Genomic DNA, 17,011 nt, shown 5'->3' with positions numbered 1-17,011 from the left:
CGGGTTTTGCATTTTCCATATCTGAAATCGCTCAGCTATCCAGGAAGCTGCGCAGCTTGCGGCTGCGGCTCGGGTGCTTCAGCTTGCGCAGCGCCTTCGCCTCGATCTGGCGGATACGTTCGCGGGTGACCGAGAACTGCTGGCCGACTTCTTCGAGCGTATGGTCGGTGTTCATGCCGATGCCGAAGCGCATGCGCAGCACGCGTTCTTCACGCGGCGTGAGCGAGGCGAGAACGCGGGTCGTGGTCTCGCGCAGGTTCGCCTGGATGGCGGCGTCGATCGGCAGGAGCGCGTTCTTGTCCTCGATGAAATCGCCGAGATGCGAATCCTCTTCGTCACCCACCGGGGTTTCGAGCGAAATCGGCTCCTTGGCGATCTTCAGGACCTTGCGGACCTTTTCGAGCGGCATGGCGAGCTTCTCGGCCAGTTCTTCCGGGGTCGGCTCGCGGCCGATCTCATGCAGCATCTGGCGCGATGTGCGGACGATCTTGTTGATCGTCTCGATCATGTGCACCGGAATGCGGATCGTGCGGGCCTGGTCGGCGATCGAACGGGTGATCGCCTGCCGGATCCACCAGGTCGCATAGGTCGAGAACTTGTAACCGCGGCGGTATTCGAACTTGTCGACCGCCTTCATCAGGCCGATATTGCCTTCCTGAATGAGGTCGAGGAACTGCAGGCCGCGGTTCGTGTACTTCTTGGCGATCGAGATGACGAGACGAAGGTTCGCTTCGACCATCTCCTTCTTGGCGATGCGCGCTTCGCGCTCGCCCTTCTGCACCATGGACACGATACGACGGAATTCGGCGATCGAAATGCCGGTTTCCGTCGCAAGGTTCTGGATCTCCTGGCGGATGTCGCGGATCGTCGTGTTCTCGGCGCGCGCGAATTCCTTCCAGCCGCGGGCGGCCAGATTGGCGATCGACTTCATCCAGTTCGGATCGAGCTCGGCACCCTGGTACTGTTCCAGGAACGAGTCACGCTTGACGCCGTAGGATTCAGCGAGACGCAACAGACGGCCTTCGTTCTGCATCAGGCGCTTGGAAATGTCGTAGAGCTGCTCGACCAGGCTATCGACGCGATTCTGGTTGAGCGACAGCGACTTGACCGCGGTGATCAGCTCGTCCTTGAGCTCCTTGTAGCGGCGCTCCTGGGCCGATGAGAGCGTACCGGTCGCCGCGAGGCGCTGCTCGACCTGCTGGTCCTGCAGCTTGCGCAGCTTCTTGTACGTGTCGGCAATCGTGTCGAGCGTCTCCATGACCTGGGGACGCAGCTCGGCTTCCATCGCGGCGAGAGAAAGGCTCGACTCGTCGTCGTCCTCTTCCTCCTCCTCGAGGTTCATGCCATCGCCGCCGACGGCCGTGATATCGTCGTCATTGGCAGCGGAGAAACGGGCCTTGCGGGTCTTTTCCTTCTCCTCGGCGGCCTTGCGGTCGGCCTCGATCTTTTCCGGGCTCTGGAACTGCGGCGCAGCCTTGGCTTCAGGACCGGAATAGGTCGTTTCGAGATCGATGATCTCGCGGAGCAGGGTGGTGCCCTCGTTCAGTTCGTCACGCCAGATGATCAGCGCCTGGAAGGTCAGCGGGCTCTCACAGAGCCCGGCGATCATCGTTTCGCGGCCGGCCTCGATGCGTTTGGCGATCGCAATTTCGCCTTCGCGCGAAAGAAGCTCGACGGAGCCCATCTCGCGCAGATACATGCGCACCGGGTCGTCGGTACGGTCGGTCGGCTCTTTCTTCTTCGCTGTCGCGAGCGCGGTGCTGGAGGTGGTGGCGATTTCGCCGCCTTCGCCCTCGTTATCGTCGCTATCGCCGTCGGCGTCGTCGTCGCTGGCGGCAGTTTCTTCCGCCTCTTCGTCTTCGACGACATTGATGCCCATGTCCGACAGCATCGCCATCGTGTCCTCGATCTGCTCGGAGGTGACTTCCTCCGACGGCAGCACCGAGTTCAACTCGTCCATGGTGACATAGCCGCGCTTCTTTGCGGCTTTGATCATCTTCTTGACGGCGTCGTCAGAAAGGTCGAGAAGCGGACCGTCGTGCGAGCCTTCGCGTTCGTTCTCTGCTTCTTCGTTTTCTTTGACTTTTGTTGCCATGTATTTAGTCGCTTTCCCTGAACGCTACTTTCGCCGCGCTTCGTGGCCACCGGCTGAAGACGGGGTTGACCGCCTTAGTCGCGAATCACTGTCCAACACGTAACGGAATGACCTTTAATTCCCGATTACCATTCGGCGGCCGTTTTTCACTCAGGACCGTCCTACAAGAGGATCACCGGTCATGTTCGGTGCTATTGACCCACTCCGCCTATTTTGCCTTGAAATGGTGATTCCCACAAATTAACGCCCCGTCAAGCCTTTCCATGGGTCATACCCAGGAAAAGTCAAAAATATGCCCTTTGAGGGGCCCTAATAGGGGTACGCTCACCAGATTTAACCGATATGTAGGCGGTAGCCCCTGAAAGACAAGGGTTTGCCTAGACATAAAGGCCTATGCTTTTCGTCCGGCATATTCCCTAGCGGGAAGCACCGTCATACTGGGTTACCGCCAGCGTGGCAATGTCGATTTCCAGCGCGCATCTCAGATTGATCGCCACCGTCTCCGCGCCATTCGGCATCGTCGCCTTGCTGAACGGTGCGACACCGCAATTGGCGCAAAGTCTGCATCGAGCTCCCCACTTAAGCCGACTCAACGCGATACAATAGGGCCGCGTCATTATTCGGCAAGGGCAGCGTTTTACGACGGCCGCTTGTTCTCAGCCGTGGCTGACGGCGGCACCCTTCACCCGACCCGAAAGCACCCCGAACCCGTCAATGATCGCTTCCTGGTTTTCCATCCGCAGGATTTCGAGCTGGACTTCGGAAAGTGCGCGCAGCAGCGGCTCGATCTCGCCGGCGTCGCCCGCTTCCGTCGTTTCGGCGATCTCCCGCTCCAGCTCGATCTTCTGGAGCCTGAGCGCCTTGGTGCGCTTGTGCAGCGACAGCGCTTGCCGATAGCCCTCGCGCGCGTCTTCCAGCGCGGCGATCTCGGTCGCCGTCCAGAGCCGAGCGTTGCGCACCTGCTGGTCCAGGGACTTCAGCATCACGTCGAACCCCTCGCCGGCAAGCCGCTGCATCAGGTATTCGCGCGAAAGGTTGGCGCCCGCTGTCGCGGCTGCCGGCAACATCGCCGACCAGAAGCGCTGCAGGTCGCGGTTCTCGAAATCGATCGCAGCGATCTCGTCATATTCCTCCAGAAGAAGCTGGGGATGGTTGACGATGGTGAGCGCCAGGACGCTTTCGCGAAGCGCCGGCAGGTCGCTGTAACCGCGCACAAGACCAGAGCGCGCGAGCCGGTCCGAGACGCCGGCAGCCCGTCCCGCGGCACGCGGTCCCTGCGGCGGACCGCCCTGGCCTGGCCTGCCGCCGCCCGAACCGCGCTGAAAATTCTGGCGCCGGTCGCCCCCGCCGCGCGGAGCCGGCGCGAAAAAGCTGTTCAGCCGGTCGCGGATGGCTTGCTGGTAATGGCGGCGCACGTTCTCGTCGGCGATGACGGAAACGATCTGCTTCAGCCGCGCCTCGAGCTCGGCGCGTTTTTCCGGCGTATCGAAACTTGCCGACGACGCCTCGCGCTGCCAGATCATCTCGACCAGCGGCTTTGCATCGTTGAGCACCTTGTCGAACGGCGCGCGGCCTTCGTGCTTGACGAGATCGTCCGGATCCTTGCCATCGGGCAGAAGCGCGAAACTCACCGATCTTCCGGGCTTCAGGAACGGAAGCGCCAGATCCGCGGCACGGCTTGCGGCCCTCAGGCCCGCGCCGTCGCCGTCGAAGCAGAGCACCGGCTGGGGGGTCATCCGCCAGAGAAGCTCGAGCTGGTTTTCGGTGAGCGCGGTGCCGAGCGGCGCCACCGCATTCTCGACGCCTGCCTGATGCAGCGCGATGACGTCCATGTAACCTTCGACGGCGATGATCGTCCCGCCTTCGCTCTTACCTGGACCGGCTTGCGCCGCGCGCCGGGCGCGGGCGAAATTGTAGAGCACCTGCCCCTTGTGGAAGAGCTCGGTCTCGTTGGAGTTCAGATATTTCGCCGGCGCGTCCGGCGCCATGGCCCGCCCGCCGAACGCGATCACCTTTTCCCGCGACGACAGGATTGGAAACATGATGCGGTCGCGAAAACGGTCGTAGGAGACGGCGATCCCCTCCCCGTGCACGACGAGGCCGCAGGCCTCGATCTGGTCTTTCGGCACGCCCTTGCCGACGAGATGTTCCTTCAGCGCATTGCGGCTTTCCGGTGCGTAACCGAGACGGAAGGTCTCGATGGTACGGCCCGTCAGCCCGCGGTCGCGCAGGTAGGCGCGCGCCTTGGCCCCGACGGCGCTCTGGAGCTGGTCCTGGAAAAACTGCGTCGCCAGCTCCATGACGTCGAGCAGCGTCGTGCGCTCCTTCTCGCGCTTCTCGGCCTGTGGATCCGGCTGCGGCATGGCGATGCCGGCCATGTCGGCGACCGTCTGCACGGCTTCCGGAAAACTCTGCCCTTCGAGCTCGGTCAGGAAACGGAAATGGTCGCCCGTGACGCCACAGCCGAAGCAGTGGTATCGGCCCTTGCGGTCTTCGCAATGGAAGCTTGGGCTCTTCTCGCCGTGGAAGGGGCAGCAGGCCCAATAGTCGCCGCGCGACACATTGGTCTTCTTGCGATCCCACGTCACCCGACGGCCGACAACGGCCGATATCGGCACGCGGTCGCGGATCTCGTCGAGGAAACTGTTGGAAAAGCGCATTTCTACCTCTCGGGGGCCAGCCTCCATATAAGCGCAGGCGTCCGGTAACGCCACCATCAAGACAAACGCTGCCCGCTATTCACAGGCGGCTCGCGAGATCCGGAAGAGAAAAAGGCGGGAAGCCGATGATCGGATTCCCGCCTTTCATTTGCCAGTCTCGAAAAGGCCGCTTACTTCAAAAGCTCTTTCACCAAACCGGAAGCCTTGGCGAAATCCATCTGGCCCGGATATTTCTCTTTCAGCACTGCCATGACCTTGCCCATGTCGCGCAGACCCTGGGCACCAGACTCCGCGATCGCCGCCTTGATCAGTTCCTGGACTTTATCGTCCGAAAGCTGTTCGGGCATGAATCCCTTGATGACGTCGATTTCGTCGCGCTCCTGCGTCGCAAGCTCTGCGCGTCCGGCATCCTGGTAGATCTTCGCCGATTCCTCGCGCTGTTTCACCATCTTTTGCAGGATCTGCAGGATATCGTCATCGCTGACCGGGTCCTTGCCGAGACCGCGATTGGCGATGTCGCGATCCTTGATCGCGGTCTGGATCAGCCGCACGGTCGAAAGCCGGCGGGTATCCTTGGCCTTCATGGATTCCTTGAGCGCATCGGAAAGCTTGTCGCGCATCATCTTTCTTTCTCCTTGGGAAAAAGCCGGCCGCAGGCATGGTGAATTGTGGCTTTTCCTTGGCATTCACTCCGCTGTCATAGACGACAGGTCCAGGTCGATCAAATCAAATCACCCAAACCGTTGAATCCCATGGACTATAATCCTCGTGGAATTCTTGAGCGGCGAGATTGACCACCTCGTCCGCTTTGTCTATTTTCCGGCACCTGCACGAGATTTAGAGGTTTGGGCTTGCGCCGGGATTTCCGCGCGCCCGTCTCTCAACGACCATAGATGGCCCTCGCAGCCTGTCTCTTCAAGGGACGGGACCGGCGAGGCAGAAGGATGGACATGACCGCGACCGCCCCCTGGACAATCAAAAAACCTACCGCATTGCTCGTTCTGGCCGACGGCACCGTGATCGAAGGAACTGGCATCGGCGCGACCGGCAAGGTGCCGGCCGAAGTGGTGTTCAACACCGCGCTGACCGGCTACCAGGAAATCCTGACCGACCCCTCCTATCTCGGCCAGATCGTCACCTTCACCTTCCCGCATATCGGCAATATCGGCACCAACGAGGAAGACGTCGAGGACCTGACGCCGGCAGCCCGCCGCGGCGCGGTCGGCACGATCTTCAAGGCCGACATTACCGAGCCCTCCAACTACCGCGCTGCCAAGGATCTCGACTTCTGGCTGAAGGCCCGGGGCATCATCGGCCTCTCGGGCATCGACACCCGAGCCCTCACTGCCTGGATCCGCCAGAACGGCGCCCCGAACGCCGTCATCGCCCATGACCCCAACGGCGTCTTCGACATCGAGGCGCTGAAGGCCGAAGCCCGCGCCTGGAGTGGTCTCGAAGGCCTCGACCTCGCCAAGGAGGCAACCTCCGGCCAGTCCTCGCAATGGGGCCAGAAACCCTGGGTCTGGAACGAAGGTTACGGCGAACTTCGGCCCGAAGACGCGAAATATCACATCGTCTGCGTCGATTACGGCGTCAAGCGCAACATCCTGCGCCTGTTCGCCGGCCTCGACTGCAAGGTGACCGTGGTGCCGGCCCAGACCTCCTCCGAAGACATCATGGCGCTGAAGCCGGACGGCATCTTCCTGTCGAACGGCCCCGGGGACCCGGCCGCAACCGGCGAATACGCCGTGCCGGTCATCAAGGATGTCATCAAGACCGACATCCCGACCTTCGGCATCTGCCTTGGCCATCAGATGCTCGGGCTGGCGCTCGGGGCGAAGACCGAGAAGATGCACCAGGGCCACCACGGCGCAAACCATCCGGTCAAGGACCACACCACCGGCAAGGTCGAGATCGTCTCGATGAACCACGGCTTCGCAGTCGATTCGAAGTCTCTGCCGCAAGGCGTTGAGGAGACTCACATTTCACTCTTCGACGGAAGCAATTGCGGCCTGCGCGTCACCGGCAAGCAGGTCTTTTCGGTGCAGCACCACCCGGAAGCCTCGCCTGGCCCGCAGGACAGCCACTACCTCTTCCGTCGCTTCATCAACATGGTGCGCGAGAAGAAGGGCGAACCTGCCCTTGCGGAACGCTGATTTCGGCGCTTCGAAAAATTTGGCAACCCTATTGACCTCAACTTTGGTTGAGGTCCCATAAACGCCCCTGTTCATCTCGAGCAGGGGTTTTTCATATGAGCGAAATACGCAGCGGACGCGTGGTGCGCGTCAACAGGTTCTCGGTGCCGGAAGAGGCACGGCCGGAATTCATGGAGCTTCTCGAACGCACCCACCGCGTAATGCGCGAGCAGCCCGGCTTCATCGACGACATGATATTGGAACAGCAGGCAGGCGCCGGCATCCTCAGCCTTATCACCATCATCCGGTTCGAGGGCGAGCACGTCCTCCAGCCAATCATCGCCGCAGTCGCGAAATCGGACCGGGAAGCGGGCATCGACCGGCAGGCGCTCAGCCGCGACCTCGGCGTCGAGTCGCATGTCGGCTTCTATGCGCCGATCACATTTCGTGAACTTCTGCCGGCCTGAGCATCCTCGCCGTCAGCGGCCCGCTGGCTCTTCAGCGGGTCGTTCTGGCCCGGCGTCTGACCAGCAGCCAGAAGCGGCCGCAAAGCAGAACCGCGGCCGCTGCGAGGCCGGTGACGAAGCCGAACCAGACGCCCTCACCGCGAAAACCGAGCGGGAATGCGAATACCCAGGCGCAGGAGAAACCGATCGGCCAATAGGCGATCAGCGCCAGCACCATCGGTACCCGCGTATCCTTGAGCCCGCGCAACAGGCTGGCACCGACCACCTGCAACCCATCGACCAGCTGGAAAGCCCCGGCGATCACGATCAGCGGCACCGCCAATTCCAGCACGGTCGCGGCATCCTCCTTGCGTACATCCAGGAAGAGATTGCCGAAGAAGCGCGGGATCGTAGCGTACAGCACGCTGCCGATCGTCGTGAAGAGCACGCTGACCACCAGCACGGCGATGGCGGCACGCTTGACACCCAGGAGATCGCCGCGGCCATTGGCGAGCCCGACGCGCACCGTCGCAACCTGTGACAGGCCGAGCGGGATCATGAAGGCGATCGCCGCGAGCTGCAGCGCGATGCCGTGGGCTGCGAGCTCCAGCTTGCCGATGATGCCCATCAGCAGGGAAGCGGCCGAAAACAGGCTGGTCTCCGCCAGAATGGTGAAGCTGATCGGCAGGCCCAGCACGACGATCTCGCGCACCATGCTCCAGTCCGGCCGCCAGAAGCGCACGAAGATCTCGTAGGCGCGCATCTTCGGCTGGCTTTCCACATAAAGGAGGGCGGCTACGAACCCGAAGAGGTTGGCAGCGACGGAAGCGATCGCAGCCCCGTGCAGCCCCATGTTCGGCGCGCCGAAATGGCCGAAGATCAGCAGGTAGGCAACGCCGGCATTGATGAAGAACATCACGATCGTGACGTAGAGCACGATGCCGCCTTTCTCGAGCCCGGTGACGAAGCTTCGAAGCGCCATCAGCCCCAGTGCCGGGAAAATACCCCATTGGGCGATGCGCAGATAGCTTTGCGCATTCGCCGCGACGTCCGGCTGCTGCCCAAGCGCGAGAAGGATGGGCGCCGAAAACCATAGCAGCGGCGCCGTCAGCACGCCGAAGGCAAGCGCGATCCACAGCCCCATGCGCACCGTACGTCGCACCGAGCGGGTATCCCCATGCCCGAGCGCCTGTGCCACCATCGGCACCACGGCGCTGGTAAAACCGGTGCCGAAGATGAAGACCAGGAAAAACATCTGGGTGGCGAGCACCACCGAGGCGAGTTCGGTCGTGCCGAGCCAGCCGACCAGGATGACGTCGGTGGTGTTGATCGCCATCTGCGCCAGTTGCGCCCCGACCAGCGGCACGCCGAGCGCAAACGTCGCGCGCATATGCGCAGACCAGGAATTGTCCGTCGTCGTCATTGCCATGGTGGTGGAAAGGCTCGACATGACACTCCTCCTCAGACGAAAAAAGCCGCTTCCAGAAACTGGTGAGCGGCGCGTGTGCAGCCTATAGAGGAGCATCAACCGTGCGGCAACACTTAGAGGTGATTCAGCAGAATTTTTGGACGTCTCTTCAAGAAATCTGATGCTCAAGCTCGGCTGCGAACGGAACCGCAGCCGTCTTTCGTGAAATCCGCGCTAAAAACACCAGAATGGCACAGGCCATGAAAATCGCCGCCATCATGTATGGCGCCCCCGCGAACTCCATTGTTGCATTCTTTCCGGTGAACGCGCTAAACAGCTGCGTGAAGATCGCCGGGCCGACGATCGTCGTCAGGCTGGTGAGGCTCGTCATCGCGCCCTGCAGTTCCCCTTGCGCCGATGGCGGCACCTTCGCCGAGGCGATGCTGCGAAGTGCCGGGTCGGCGACGTTCTCGATCGTCGTGACAAGGATGACGGCATAGACGACCCACCCCTGCCACGCGAAGGCATAACCGGTAAGACCGAGGCAGGAGAAACAAAGCCCGAGCACCGCTGTCCTCCATTCGCCGAGCACCGGCACCAGTTTCGGCAGGATGAATCCCATGACAAATGCGGCGCAGATGCCGAACAGTCCGAGCGACAGGCCGATCTGCCCTTCGCTCCAACCGTAGCGATAGGCCGACACGAAGGACCAGACCGACGGATAGACCGCATGCGCCAGCCAGTAGAGGAACATCACCAGCATGACCCAGCCGATGCCCGGATAGTGGCGCATCTGGCGCAACGCCCCGAGCGGGTTGGCGCGCTTCAGCTCGAACTTGCGGCGGTTCGCCTTGTCGAGCGTTTCCGGCAACAGGAACCAGGAGGCTGCGAAATTGGCGAGCGACAGCAACCCGGCGCCGAGGAATGGCACGCGCGGCCCGAGTTCCCCGAGCAGCCCGCCGATCACCGGCCCGACCGTGAAACCGACGCCGAAGGCGATGCCGATCAGGCCAAAATTCTTGGCGCGGTTATTGTCATTGCTGATATCGGCAATGTAAGCCGAGCAGGTGGCGAAACTACCGCCGGAAATACCGGCGAGCACGCGCCCGACGAACAGCATCCAGAAACTGGTGGCGGCCGCGCAGATCAGATTGTCGAGCGCGAAAGTGAGGACCGAAGCCAGAAGGATCGGCCGACGGCCGAAACGGTCGCTGAGGTTGCCGAGCAGCGGCGCAAACAGGAACTGCATGGCGGAATAGATGAGCAGCAGCCAGCCACCGTCGACCGCCGCCGCACTCAGATCGTCGCCCGTCAGTTCGCGCAGGAAGGCCGGCAGCACAGGCATGATGATCGCAATCCCGATGACATCGAGGAAAAGGATCATGAAGACCAGGAAAAGGCCGCGGCGCACAAATTTCGGGTCGAGCATAAAATGTCTCTCTAGCAATGCTGTTTTCTGCAAAGACGATCAGCTCGCCGGGTTGCCTACATAACGGCAAAAGAAAACCGAAACAATACGTGAACATTTCAAAGTTTTTGATGAAAGGCTCAACCGCCGCGGATCGTTCAGCCGTTTCGGTGATCTCGGTGTCCCGTGCCCCTCCCACCAGAGGTTTTCCCAGGTCTGGAAGTCCGGAAGATCTCGACAGCCCTGACTAGAGCCCATAGAGATTGGAGGTGACCTTCCTCTCTCCGGCAGACCTCACCCATGATCGAACTTCTCTGGCGCGGCATCCTGATCGGCCTTGGTGCCACCATTCTGATGGATCTCTGGGCGATCGTGCTCAATAAGGTGTTCGGCCAGCCCAACGCGAACTGGGCACCGGCCGGCCGCTGGTTCTGGCACCTTGGTCGCGGAAAAGTCTTTCACGACAGCATCGCCGCCGCCGAGCCCTATCAACACGAACTCGCGCTCGGCTGGGCCGGCCATTATGCCGTCGGCCTTCTCTACGGGGTGATCCTCGCCCTGATCATGGGGCCGAACTGGTTCGCTGCGCCGACCTTCATCCCCGCCTGGATCTTCGGTATCGTCACCATCGGCGCCGGCTGGTTCCTGATGCAGCCGGGCCTCGGTCTCGGCTGGGCCGCTTCGAAAACGGCGAAGCCGAACAAGGTGCGTCTCCTCAACTTCGCCGCCCACACCGTTTTCGCGCTCGGGCTTTACGGCACCGCGCTGCTGATCCGCTAGTCTTCCAGATCCCGCTTCATCCGGTCGAGCATGTCGACCGCACGCGCCGCATAGGCGCCGATCCAGCGGTCGTGGATAGCCTTGATCGGCAGCGGATTGAGGTGGTTCCAACGCTCCCTGCCCTCACGCTTCACCAGCACGAGGTCGGCGCCTTCCAGAACCTTCAGATGCTGCATGACCGTGCAGCGGTCGAGGTTTGGAAAGCGGACGCAGAGATCGCCCGTCGTCTGCGGCCGATCCTTCAGCTCGTCCAGAATCTCCCTGCGAACCGGAGCCGCCAGGGCCTTGAAAATAAGGTCGTTTTTTTCGCCGCTTGACATGTTATATTTTTATAACATGATAGAGGGAGAAACAAGGGAGAAAGATCATGGAACTGAAATTCAAGGTATCCGGCCGAATTTCAAAACCGGTCGAGGAAGTGTTCGAAGCCGTCGCCGACCCGAAGAAACTGTCCGGCTATTTCACGACAGGGGGCGCCAAGGGTCGGCTCGAACCCGGCGCGGCGGTCACCTGGGATTTTCACGACTTTCCGGGCGCCTTTCCGGTCGAGGTCGTCGAGATGGAGAAGAACAGGAAGATCGTGCTGCGCTGGGATGCGACGGAAGGCAATGCCGCCGAACAGGGGCCGGAAAACGTCGTCCTCGCCAACTACAAGACGACCGTCACCATGACCTTCGAGCCGCTGGAGGATGGCCGCACACTGGTGACCATCGCCGAAGAAGGCTGGCGGGAAACGCCCGGCGGACTTTCCGCCTCCTACGGCAACTGCCAGGGCTGGTCCCAGATGCTCTGCGCCATGAAGGCCTATGTGGAATATGGCATCAACCTGCGCGAGGGGATGTATAAGTAGGCCCCGGGGGGACCGATCATCGTTGCTCGGCAGTTACGCTACGCCCGAAACCGGGAAACATCGAGAGGGGGCGATCTGGCGATGCCCTCTCCATTGTCTTTCCCAGGTCAGCGGATGCCGAAGCCGGCTCCTCAAACATTCCCCGAAAACGTATCGCAGGCCTTCATGTCACCCGTATCGAACCCGCGCTTGAACCAGCGCGCGCGCTGTGCCGACGTTCCGTGGTTGAAGCTTTCCGGCACGACATAACCCTGGCTGCGCTTCTGCAGCGTATCGTCGCCGATCTGCTGGGCGGCGTTCAGCGCCTCTTCGAGATCGCCGGTGCTGAGAATGCCCTTCTGCTGGGTGAACTTGCCCCAGACGCCGGCAAAGCAGTCGGCCTGCAGCTCGACGCGCACCGACATGCGGTTGGCATCCGCCTCGCTCATCCGCTGGCGGGCCTGGTTGAACTTCGGCAGGATGCCGAGCAGGTTCTGGACATGATGGCCGACTTCGTGGGCGATGACATAGGCCTCGGCAAAATCACCGGCCGCGTCGAAGCGCTGTTCGAGTTCCTTGAAGAAATTGGTGTCGAGATAAAGCTTGTGATCGCCGGGGCAATAGAACGGCCCGGTCGCGGAAGACGCAAATCCGCAGGCGGAATTCACCTGGCCGGAGAACAGCACCAGCACCGGCTCCTGGTATTGCTGGCCGTTGGCCTGGAATATGCCGTTCCAGGTATCTTCCGTCTCGGCAAGCACGGTGCGCACGAACGCCGTCGTGTCATCGTTGGCGGGCGTGCCCCGGGTCGTCTGCTGCTGCTCGAAGCCCGAACCGTCCATGCCAAGTTCGCCGGAGAGCAGCGAAAGCGGATTGATGCCGGTGATCCAGCAAATGATCAGGATGACGATGATGCCGCCGATGCCGAGCCCGCCCCCGCGTCGGCCACCACCGCCGACCGGAATGCGAAAACCGCCCCGGCCCATCGGGCTGCCGCCCATGGAAGCGCCACGCTGGTCCTCGACATTGTCGGATTGCCGCCGCCCTTTCCATTCCATGTCGTGCCCTCCTGTTCGACCATACCTTGGGCCGATATAACGCTCACGGACGCAAAAGCGATCCGTCCCGCATCACTTAGCCGAAGATTCGTCCTCAGGCGACCCGCAGAGCCTTTTTCCCCGGCAGGAAAACCGTCAGCAAGCCGAGCACCGGCAGGAAGGCGCAGACATTGTAGACGAAGGTGATGCCGTATTTGTCGGCGAAGACGCCGAGTACGGCCGCGGCGATGCCGCCGATGCCGAAGGCGATCCCGAAGAAGATGCCGGCGATCATGCCGACCCGTCCCGGCACCAGTTCCTGCGCCATCACCACGATCGCCGGGAAGGACGACGCCATGATGAAGCCGATGATCGCCGAGAGACCGATCGTCACCGGCAGGTTGGCAAACGGCATGGCGAGCGTGAACGGCAGCACGCCGAGGATTGAGAACCAGATCACCACCTTGGAGCCGAACTTGTCGCCGACCAGCCCGCCGATCACCGTGCCGAGCGCCACGGCACCGAGGAAGATGAACAGCATGACTTGCGACTGCGGCACCGTGACCTGGAAGCGCTCGATCACGAAGAAGGTATAATAGCTGCTGATCGAGGCCATGTAGGCATTCTTGGAGAATGTCAGGATGGTCAGCACCGTGAGGGCGATGGCGACCGTGCGCCTTGAAAGGTTATGGGCCTTCAGCGCCCGCTTGCGACCCTGGTTGGCCAGCATATGCGCCTTGTACCAGCGCGCCACGCCTGTGAGGATGACGATGCCGAGGAGCGCGCCGACCGAGACCCAGGCAACGCTGCCCTGCCCGTTCGGCACGATGATGAAGGCTGCAAGCAGCGGGCCGATCGACTGGCCGAAATTACCGCCGACCTGGAAGACCGACTGCGCCATCCCGTAGCGTCCACCCGATGCCAGCCGAGCGACACGCGAGGATTCCGGATGGAAGACGGCCGAACCGATGCCGATCAGCGACGCGGACATGACCAGCACCGCATACGAATGCGCGTTCGCCAGCATGAACAGGCCGATGAAGGTCGAGCCCATGCCGACCGGCAGCGAATAAGGGAAAGGCTTCTTGTCGGTGACGATGCCGATCACCGGCTGCAAGAGCGAGGCCGTGCACTGAAAGGCGAGCGTCAAGATGCCGATCTGCCAGAAGTCCAGCGCATAATCCGTCTTCAGCATCGGATAGATCGCCGAAATCATCGACTGCATGATGTCGTTGATCATGTGGCAGAAGCTGACCGCCAGGATGATCGGCAGGATCGTCACTTCGGCTGAAGTCGCTGAAACGGGCTTGGATGTTGCATCGGCCATGGAATTTCCTCCGCGCAAGCGGTCGTCATCGCGGATGGCCGTTGCTGCAAGTTTCTTAGGGGCAGCTCTAGCCCCGTAAGCCGGGCCTGTCCATGACGGCAAGGCGCCGAACGGTACGCTTCGAGGAAATTCTTGATGCGGGCACTTAGAACCGCCGCGACGCCAGCCTCTGCTGAAGAACAAGCGTCCCGGCGAGCGCGGCGAGCGTCAGAAGCAATATCCAGCTTGGTCCGCCGGAGAAGACCACGGCATTCATGATCCGCCCCGGGATCAGCGTGAACAGGCCGGCGATCACGATGCCGCCGAAATACATGCCGATGACGGCCGCCTTGTGCGCCCGGATATTTTTGGCACGCGCGGCGGTGATGGCCCGCCACGCCCCGACAAGCACGGAGACCGAGAGGAGATGGATCGGGCTGAAACCGTAGAACAGATTGATCTGGTGGATAAAGAAGCTGGAGAGCGAGGTGACGACCATCAGCACCATCCAGATCTTGCCGAGCAGCCGATGTGCCGGCGTGCCCTTGCGGTTGACGAGGATATAGGCGCCGAGCAAGGCGGCAGGCAGCACGGCCGCGACATGGACTTGCACGGCGAGCGGGGCATCGAGGAGCGGCTGAAGGTTCATGGGAAGCACCTGTCGAAGTCATCGCGCGATTGGAGGCGAGACGATTGAACTCGGCGCCTGTTTCCGCCATGACTGGCTCACCCTCAACCGGAATGGCGCAGACGACGGACAAACTTCGTGAATCACCCGTTTTTGAGCTCCACGCTTCGTGAATTGCAGCTCTTCACCCGCTCTTGGCGCTTCTGGACGACCTTCTCGCTCGTCGTCCTGCTCTTCGTCGTCAGCGGTCCCTACGGTACGCTGGAGCGGATGACGCCCGGCATCCGGCTCGGCTACTGGCTGATCGTCCACGCCGTCACCTGGTCAATCGCCATTTCCCTGGCAATCATGGCCGAAATCCTGCTGCGCAACCACCTCAGCCACACGCTCGTCCGCATGATGATCGGCTCGCTGGTCGCTGCCCTGCCGATCGGCTTCGCACTCGGCGTCATCGACTTCGCCTTCTTCGGCCGCTGGACCGAGATGGAAACCGGCTTCCACCGGGCACTGTTCGCGCTGCCGCTCTGCGCTCTCTTCTGTCTTCTGACCTACACCGCCATGCACCGGCAGATCGCCGAGGTTTCCGCGCCGCGGCCGCTTGCACCTGCACCCCCGATCTCCCCCTCATCCGAACCCGAAATCCTCGCCCGCCTGAAACCCCAGAACCGCGGCGCGCTCCTGCGGCTTTCCGTCGAGGACCATTACACCGAGGTCGTCACCAGCCGCGGCCGCGAACTGGTCCTCCTGCGTTTCGCGGACGCCCTGAGGGAACTTGGGGCCACGCCCGGCCTGCAGGTGCATCGCTCCCATTGGGTGGCGGATGCCCATGTCGAGGGCTTGAAACGCGAAGGCGGCAAGCTTTTGCTTGTCATGAAGGACGGCACGGAAATCCCGGTGAGCCGACCGAACGCAGATGCGGTGCGCCAACGTTTCGGCTAGATTTGCACCGTCGTCGGTTATGCTGGGGTAGCATCCGACCGCCGCGCAAGCGCCAAAGACGTTGGCCGCAATGCCGACGCCGAGAAATAGGCCAGCATCACGACGATGAACGAGACATATCCATCGATGGCATAGTGCCAGCCGAGATAGACTGAGCTGAGCTGGATGAAGCCGACGTAAGCGAAACCCACAATGGCGAGGCGGCGAGAACGTTCAGCCAGGAAAAAGGCGTTGAGCGTGATCAGGCCGACGTGAACGCTCGGAAAAGCAGAGATACCCCCTCCGAAGCCCGGCTTTCCCTCTTTGTACAGGCTCCAGAGATAAGACTGGTAATTCGCCGCAGAACTCGCCCACTGGCTCGGAGCAAGAAACGCCGTTAACTCCGCAAACCGCGCGTGGTCGCCGGTCACCGCACCGTAGAAGGCCGGACCGGCCGACAAAAATGTACCCGCAAGCACGTTGCCGCACATGATCCAGACGAACAGGAAAAACAGCATATAACGCTGGCGAAAGCCATCAGCCGTTGGTGACGTCAAGACAAAGGACAAAGTACCGAAGCAGATGATGAACCACACCACATTGTAGTTGAATTCGACGATGGTACGGACCACGTCATAACCGGCCACGGCATGCAACAGCCGCCAAGGATCGACTCCGAAAGACAGCCAGGCATCGATATCCGCCTGGATCTTGTCGTATTGGAAACCGCCTTCGAGCGCCGGCAAGGCGTTCTTGATCGAGGTGAACGTTCCCTGAAAAATCATCAGGGCCATCATCAGGAGCACGCCGGAGAGCAGCGAAGCAATACGCCGGGCGGAAAAGGTGCGCCGATAGGCAAGCAGCCGCCGCCTGTCGAAACGCAGTATCGGGATGGAAAGATCGACGACGATCACCATCAGCGGCATGACGACCGCAAAGACCTGCGGCCACTGCCGGAAATAGAGCTGATGCGAAATCATCTCCGTCGTGTCGGTAAGGCCGAGAAATATCAGCCCCCCGAGCGAGTACAGGCCGATAAGTACATAGAGCAACGCATCCTTGCGCAGCCGAAACGCGCACGCGCGTGCCAAACATGCCAAAAATTGCGCTACCTGCTCTTTGTACGCCATCCATCGCTGCATTTGCTGACGTCTCGATAGAAGCCCCCAATTTCCTGACAGTGCTGAAATCTGATTAAGACTTCGCTATTGCAACGATCAAAACCAGGCCCCGATTTCTGTCGATTTGGCGATTTATGGGGTTCCGTTCGCCAGAACATTTGCCTATAAGCCGCGTCTAGCCTGAAAAGACATGCTCGCGCGACCCGACCGGTGGTAGTCCACGCCGTGCCGGTTTTCTGC

At 61.4% G+C, this 17,011-nt stretch carries 15 protein-coding genes; 5 read left to right on the top strand and 10 right to left on the bottom strand.

Translation table 11 applies throughout. The features are described 5' to 3' along the window. Nucleotides 1-31 precede the first annotated feature (31 nt). From rpoD to J2857_RS05405, 3 genes are all read right to left on the bottom strand, one after another. On the bottom strand, nt 32-2,095 hold the full coding sequence (gene rpoD, locus J2857_RS05415; protein ID WP_210008976.1) for an RNA polymerase sigma factor RpoD: 2,064 nt from the start codon (nt 2,093-2,095) through the stop codon (nt 32-34). Between the two features lie 656 nt (nt 2,096-2,751). After that, complete coding sequence (gene dnaG, locus J2857_RS05410; protein ID WP_210008975.1) at nt 2,752-4,755, bottom strand: DNA primase; 2,004 nt, start codon at nt 4,753-4,755, stop codon at nt 2,752-2,754. Between the two features lie 170 nt (nt 4,756-4,925). Then, entirely contained in the window at nt 4,926-5,378 is a 453-nt protein-coding gene (locus J2857_RS05405; protein WP_373426834.1) for a GatB/YqeY domain-containing protein, read from the bottom strand. 327 nt (nt 5,379-5,705) lie between these two features. On the opposite strand from J2857_RS05405, the gene carA reads away from it, so the two are divergent. Both carA and J2857_RS05395 read left to right on the top strand, forming a co-directional pair. Further along, a complete protein-coding gene (gene carA, locus J2857_RS05400; protein ID WP_210008974.1) occupies nt 5,706-6,911 on the top strand; it encodes a glutamine-hydrolyzing carbamoyl-phosphate synthase small subunit in 1,206 nt (401 codons plus the stop codon). A gap of 95 nt (nt 6,912-7,006) precedes the next feature. Then, on the top strand, nt 7,007-7,357 hold the full coding sequence (locus J2857_RS05395) for an antibiotic biosynthesis monooxygenase (protein ID WP_210008973.1): 351 nt from the start codon (nt 7,007-7,009) through the stop codon (nt 7,355-7,357). Nucleotides 7,358-7,388: 31 nt separating this feature from the next. On the opposite strand, the gene J2857_RS05390 is transcribed toward J2857_RS05395, so the two are convergent. Both J2857_RS05390 and J2857_RS05385 read right to left on the bottom strand, forming a co-directional pair. Beyond that, nucleotides 7,389-8,786 (bottom strand): MATE family efflux transporter, encoded by a 1,398-nt coding sequence (locus J2857_RS05390; RefSeq protein WP_210008972.1) that lies wholly within the window; start codon nt 8,784-8,786, stop codon nt 7,389-7,391. A 127-nt stretch (nt 8,787-8,913) separates the two neighbouring features. Beyond that, entirely contained in the window at nt 8,914-10,173 is a 1,260-nt protein-coding gene (locus J2857_RS05385) for a TCR/Tet family MFS transporter (RefSeq protein WP_210008971.1), read from the bottom strand. Nucleotides 10,174-10,452: 279 nt separating this feature from the next. On the opposite strand from J2857_RS05385, the gene J2857_RS05380 reads away from it, so the two are divergent. Next, on the top strand, nt 10,453-10,932 hold the full coding sequence (locus J2857_RS05380) for a DUF2938 domain-containing protein (protein ID WP_210008970.1): 480 nt from the start codon (nt 10,453-10,455) through the stop codon (nt 10,930-10,932). Here the strand turns inward: J2857_RS05380 and J2857_RS05375 are convergent. Continuing rightward, nucleotides 10,929-11,252, bottom strand: coding sequence for an ArsR/SmtB family transcription factor (locus J2857_RS05375; protein WP_210008969.1), 324 nt, complete (start codon nt 11,250-11,252; stop codon nt 10,929-10,931). The genes J2857_RS05380 and J2857_RS05375 overlap by 4 nt on opposite strands. A gap of 47 nt (nt 11,253-11,299) precedes the next feature. On the opposite strand from J2857_RS05375, the gene J2857_RS05370 reads away from it, so the two are divergent. Continuing rightward, on the top strand, nt 11,300-11,782 hold the full coding sequence (locus tag J2857_RS05370) for an SRPBCC family protein (RefSeq protein ID WP_210008968.1): 483 nt from the start codon (nt 11,300-11,302) through the stop codon (nt 11,780-11,782). Nucleotides 11,783-11,913: 131 nt separating this feature from the next. On the opposite strand, the gene ypfJ is transcribed toward J2857_RS05370, so the two are convergent. The 3 genes from ypfJ to J2857_RS05355 form a co-directional block, all read right to left on the bottom strand. Beyond that, entirely contained in the window at nt 11,914-12,762 is an 849-nt protein-coding gene (gene ypfJ, locus J2857_RS05365; protein ID WP_432420150.1) for a KPN_02809 family neutral zinc metallopeptidase, read from the bottom strand. A gap of 151 nt (nt 12,763-12,913) precedes the next feature. Next, entirely contained in the window at nt 12,914-14,125 is a 1,212-nt protein-coding gene (locus J2857_RS05360; protein WP_210008966.1) for an MFS transporter, read from the bottom strand. A gap of 145 nt (nt 14,126-14,270) precedes the next feature. Next, nucleotides 14,271-14,753 carry a DUF2306 domain-containing protein gene (locus tag J2857_RS05355; RefSeq protein WP_210008965.1) on the bottom strand — a complete coding sequence of 161 codons (483 nt, stop codon included), beginning with the start codon at nt 14,751-14,753 and terminating at the stop codon, nt 14,271-14,273. A gap of 117 nt (nt 14,754-14,870) precedes the next feature. Here J2857_RS05355 and J2857_RS05350 point away from each other — a divergent pair, with 117 nt between their 5' ends. Then, on the top strand, nt 14,871-15,671 hold the full coding sequence (locus J2857_RS05350; RefSeq protein WP_210008964.1) for a LytTR family DNA-binding domain-containing protein: 801 nt from the start codon (nt 14,871-14,873) through the stop codon (nt 15,669-15,671). Nucleotides 15,672-15,688: 17 nt separating this feature from the next. Here J2857_RS05350 and J2857_RS05345 read toward each other — a convergent pair whose 3' ends face one another. Then, the gene (locus J2857_RS05345) at nt 15,689-16,780 is read right to left on the bottom strand and encodes a phosphatase PAP2 family protein (RefSeq protein WP_210008963.1); all 1,092 of its coding nucleotides are present in this window, start codon (nt 16,778-16,780) and stop codon (nt 15,689-15,691) included. Nucleotides 16,781-17,011 lie beyond the last annotated feature (231 nt).

It is taken from the genome of Neorhizobium galegae (assembly GCF_017877055.1).
GTDB classification, from domain to species: domain Bacteria; phylum Pseudomonadota; class Alphaproteobacteria; order Rhizobiales; family Rhizobiaceae; genus Neorhizobium; species Neorhizobium galegae_D.
Note: the sequence above shows the minus strand (reverse complement) of the source record. Positions and strands in the feature narration are given on the sequence as shown.

Coding starts and splice junctions, on each gene's coding strand:
- rpoD (WP_210008976.1), bottom strand. CDS start 2,095: ATGGCAACAAAAGTCAAAGAAAACGAAGAAGCAGAGAACGAACGCGAA.
- J2857_RS05355 (WP_210008965.1), bottom strand. CDS start 14,753: ATGAACCTTCAGCCGCTCCTCGATGCCCCGCTCGCCGTGCAAGTCCAT.
- J2857_RS05345 (WP_210008963.1), bottom strand. CDS start 16,780: ATGGCGTACAAAGAGCAGGTAGCGCAATTTTTGGCATGTTTGGCACGC.
- dnaG (WP_210008975.1), bottom strand. CDS start 4,755: ATGCGCTTTTCCAACAGTTTCCTCGACGAGATCCGCGACCGCGTGCCG.
- J2857_RS05380 (WP_210008970.1), top strand. CDS start 10,453: ATGATCGAACTTCTCTGGCGCGGCATCCTGATCGGCCTTGGTGCCACC.
- carA (WP_210008974.1), top strand. CDS start 5,706: ATGACCGCGACCGCCCCCTGGACAATCAAAAAACCTACCGCATTGCTC.
- J2857_RS05390 (WP_210008972.1), bottom strand. CDS start 8,786: ATGTCGAGCCTTTCCACCACCATGGCAATGACGACGACGGACAATTCC.
- J2857_RS05405 (WP_373426834.1), bottom strand. CDS start 5,378: ATGATGCGCGACAAGCTTTCCGATGCGCTCAAGGAATCCATGAAGGCC.
- J2857_RS05370 (WP_210008968.1), top strand. CDS start 11,300: ATGGAACTGAAATTCAAGGTATCCGGCCGAATTTCAAAACCGGTCGAG.
- ypfJ (WP_432420150.1), bottom strand. CDS start 12,762: ATGGGCGGCAGCCCGATGGGCCGGGGCGGTTTTCGCATTCCGGTCGGC.
- J2857_RS05385 (WP_210008971.1), bottom strand. CDS start 10,173: ATGCTCGACCCGAAATTTGTGCGCCGCGGCCTTTTCCTGGTCTTCATG.
- J2857_RS05395 (WP_210008973.1), top strand. CDS start 7,007: ATGAGCGAAATACGCAGCGGACGCGTGGTGCGCGTCAACAGGTTCTCG.
- J2857_RS05375 (WP_210008969.1), bottom strand. CDS start 11,252: ATGTCAAGCGGCGAAAAAAACGACCTTATTTTCAAGGCCCTGGCGGCT.
- J2857_RS05360 (WP_210008966.1), bottom strand. CDS start 14,125: ATGGCCGATGCAACATCCAAGCCCGTTTCAGCGACTTCAGCCGAAGTG.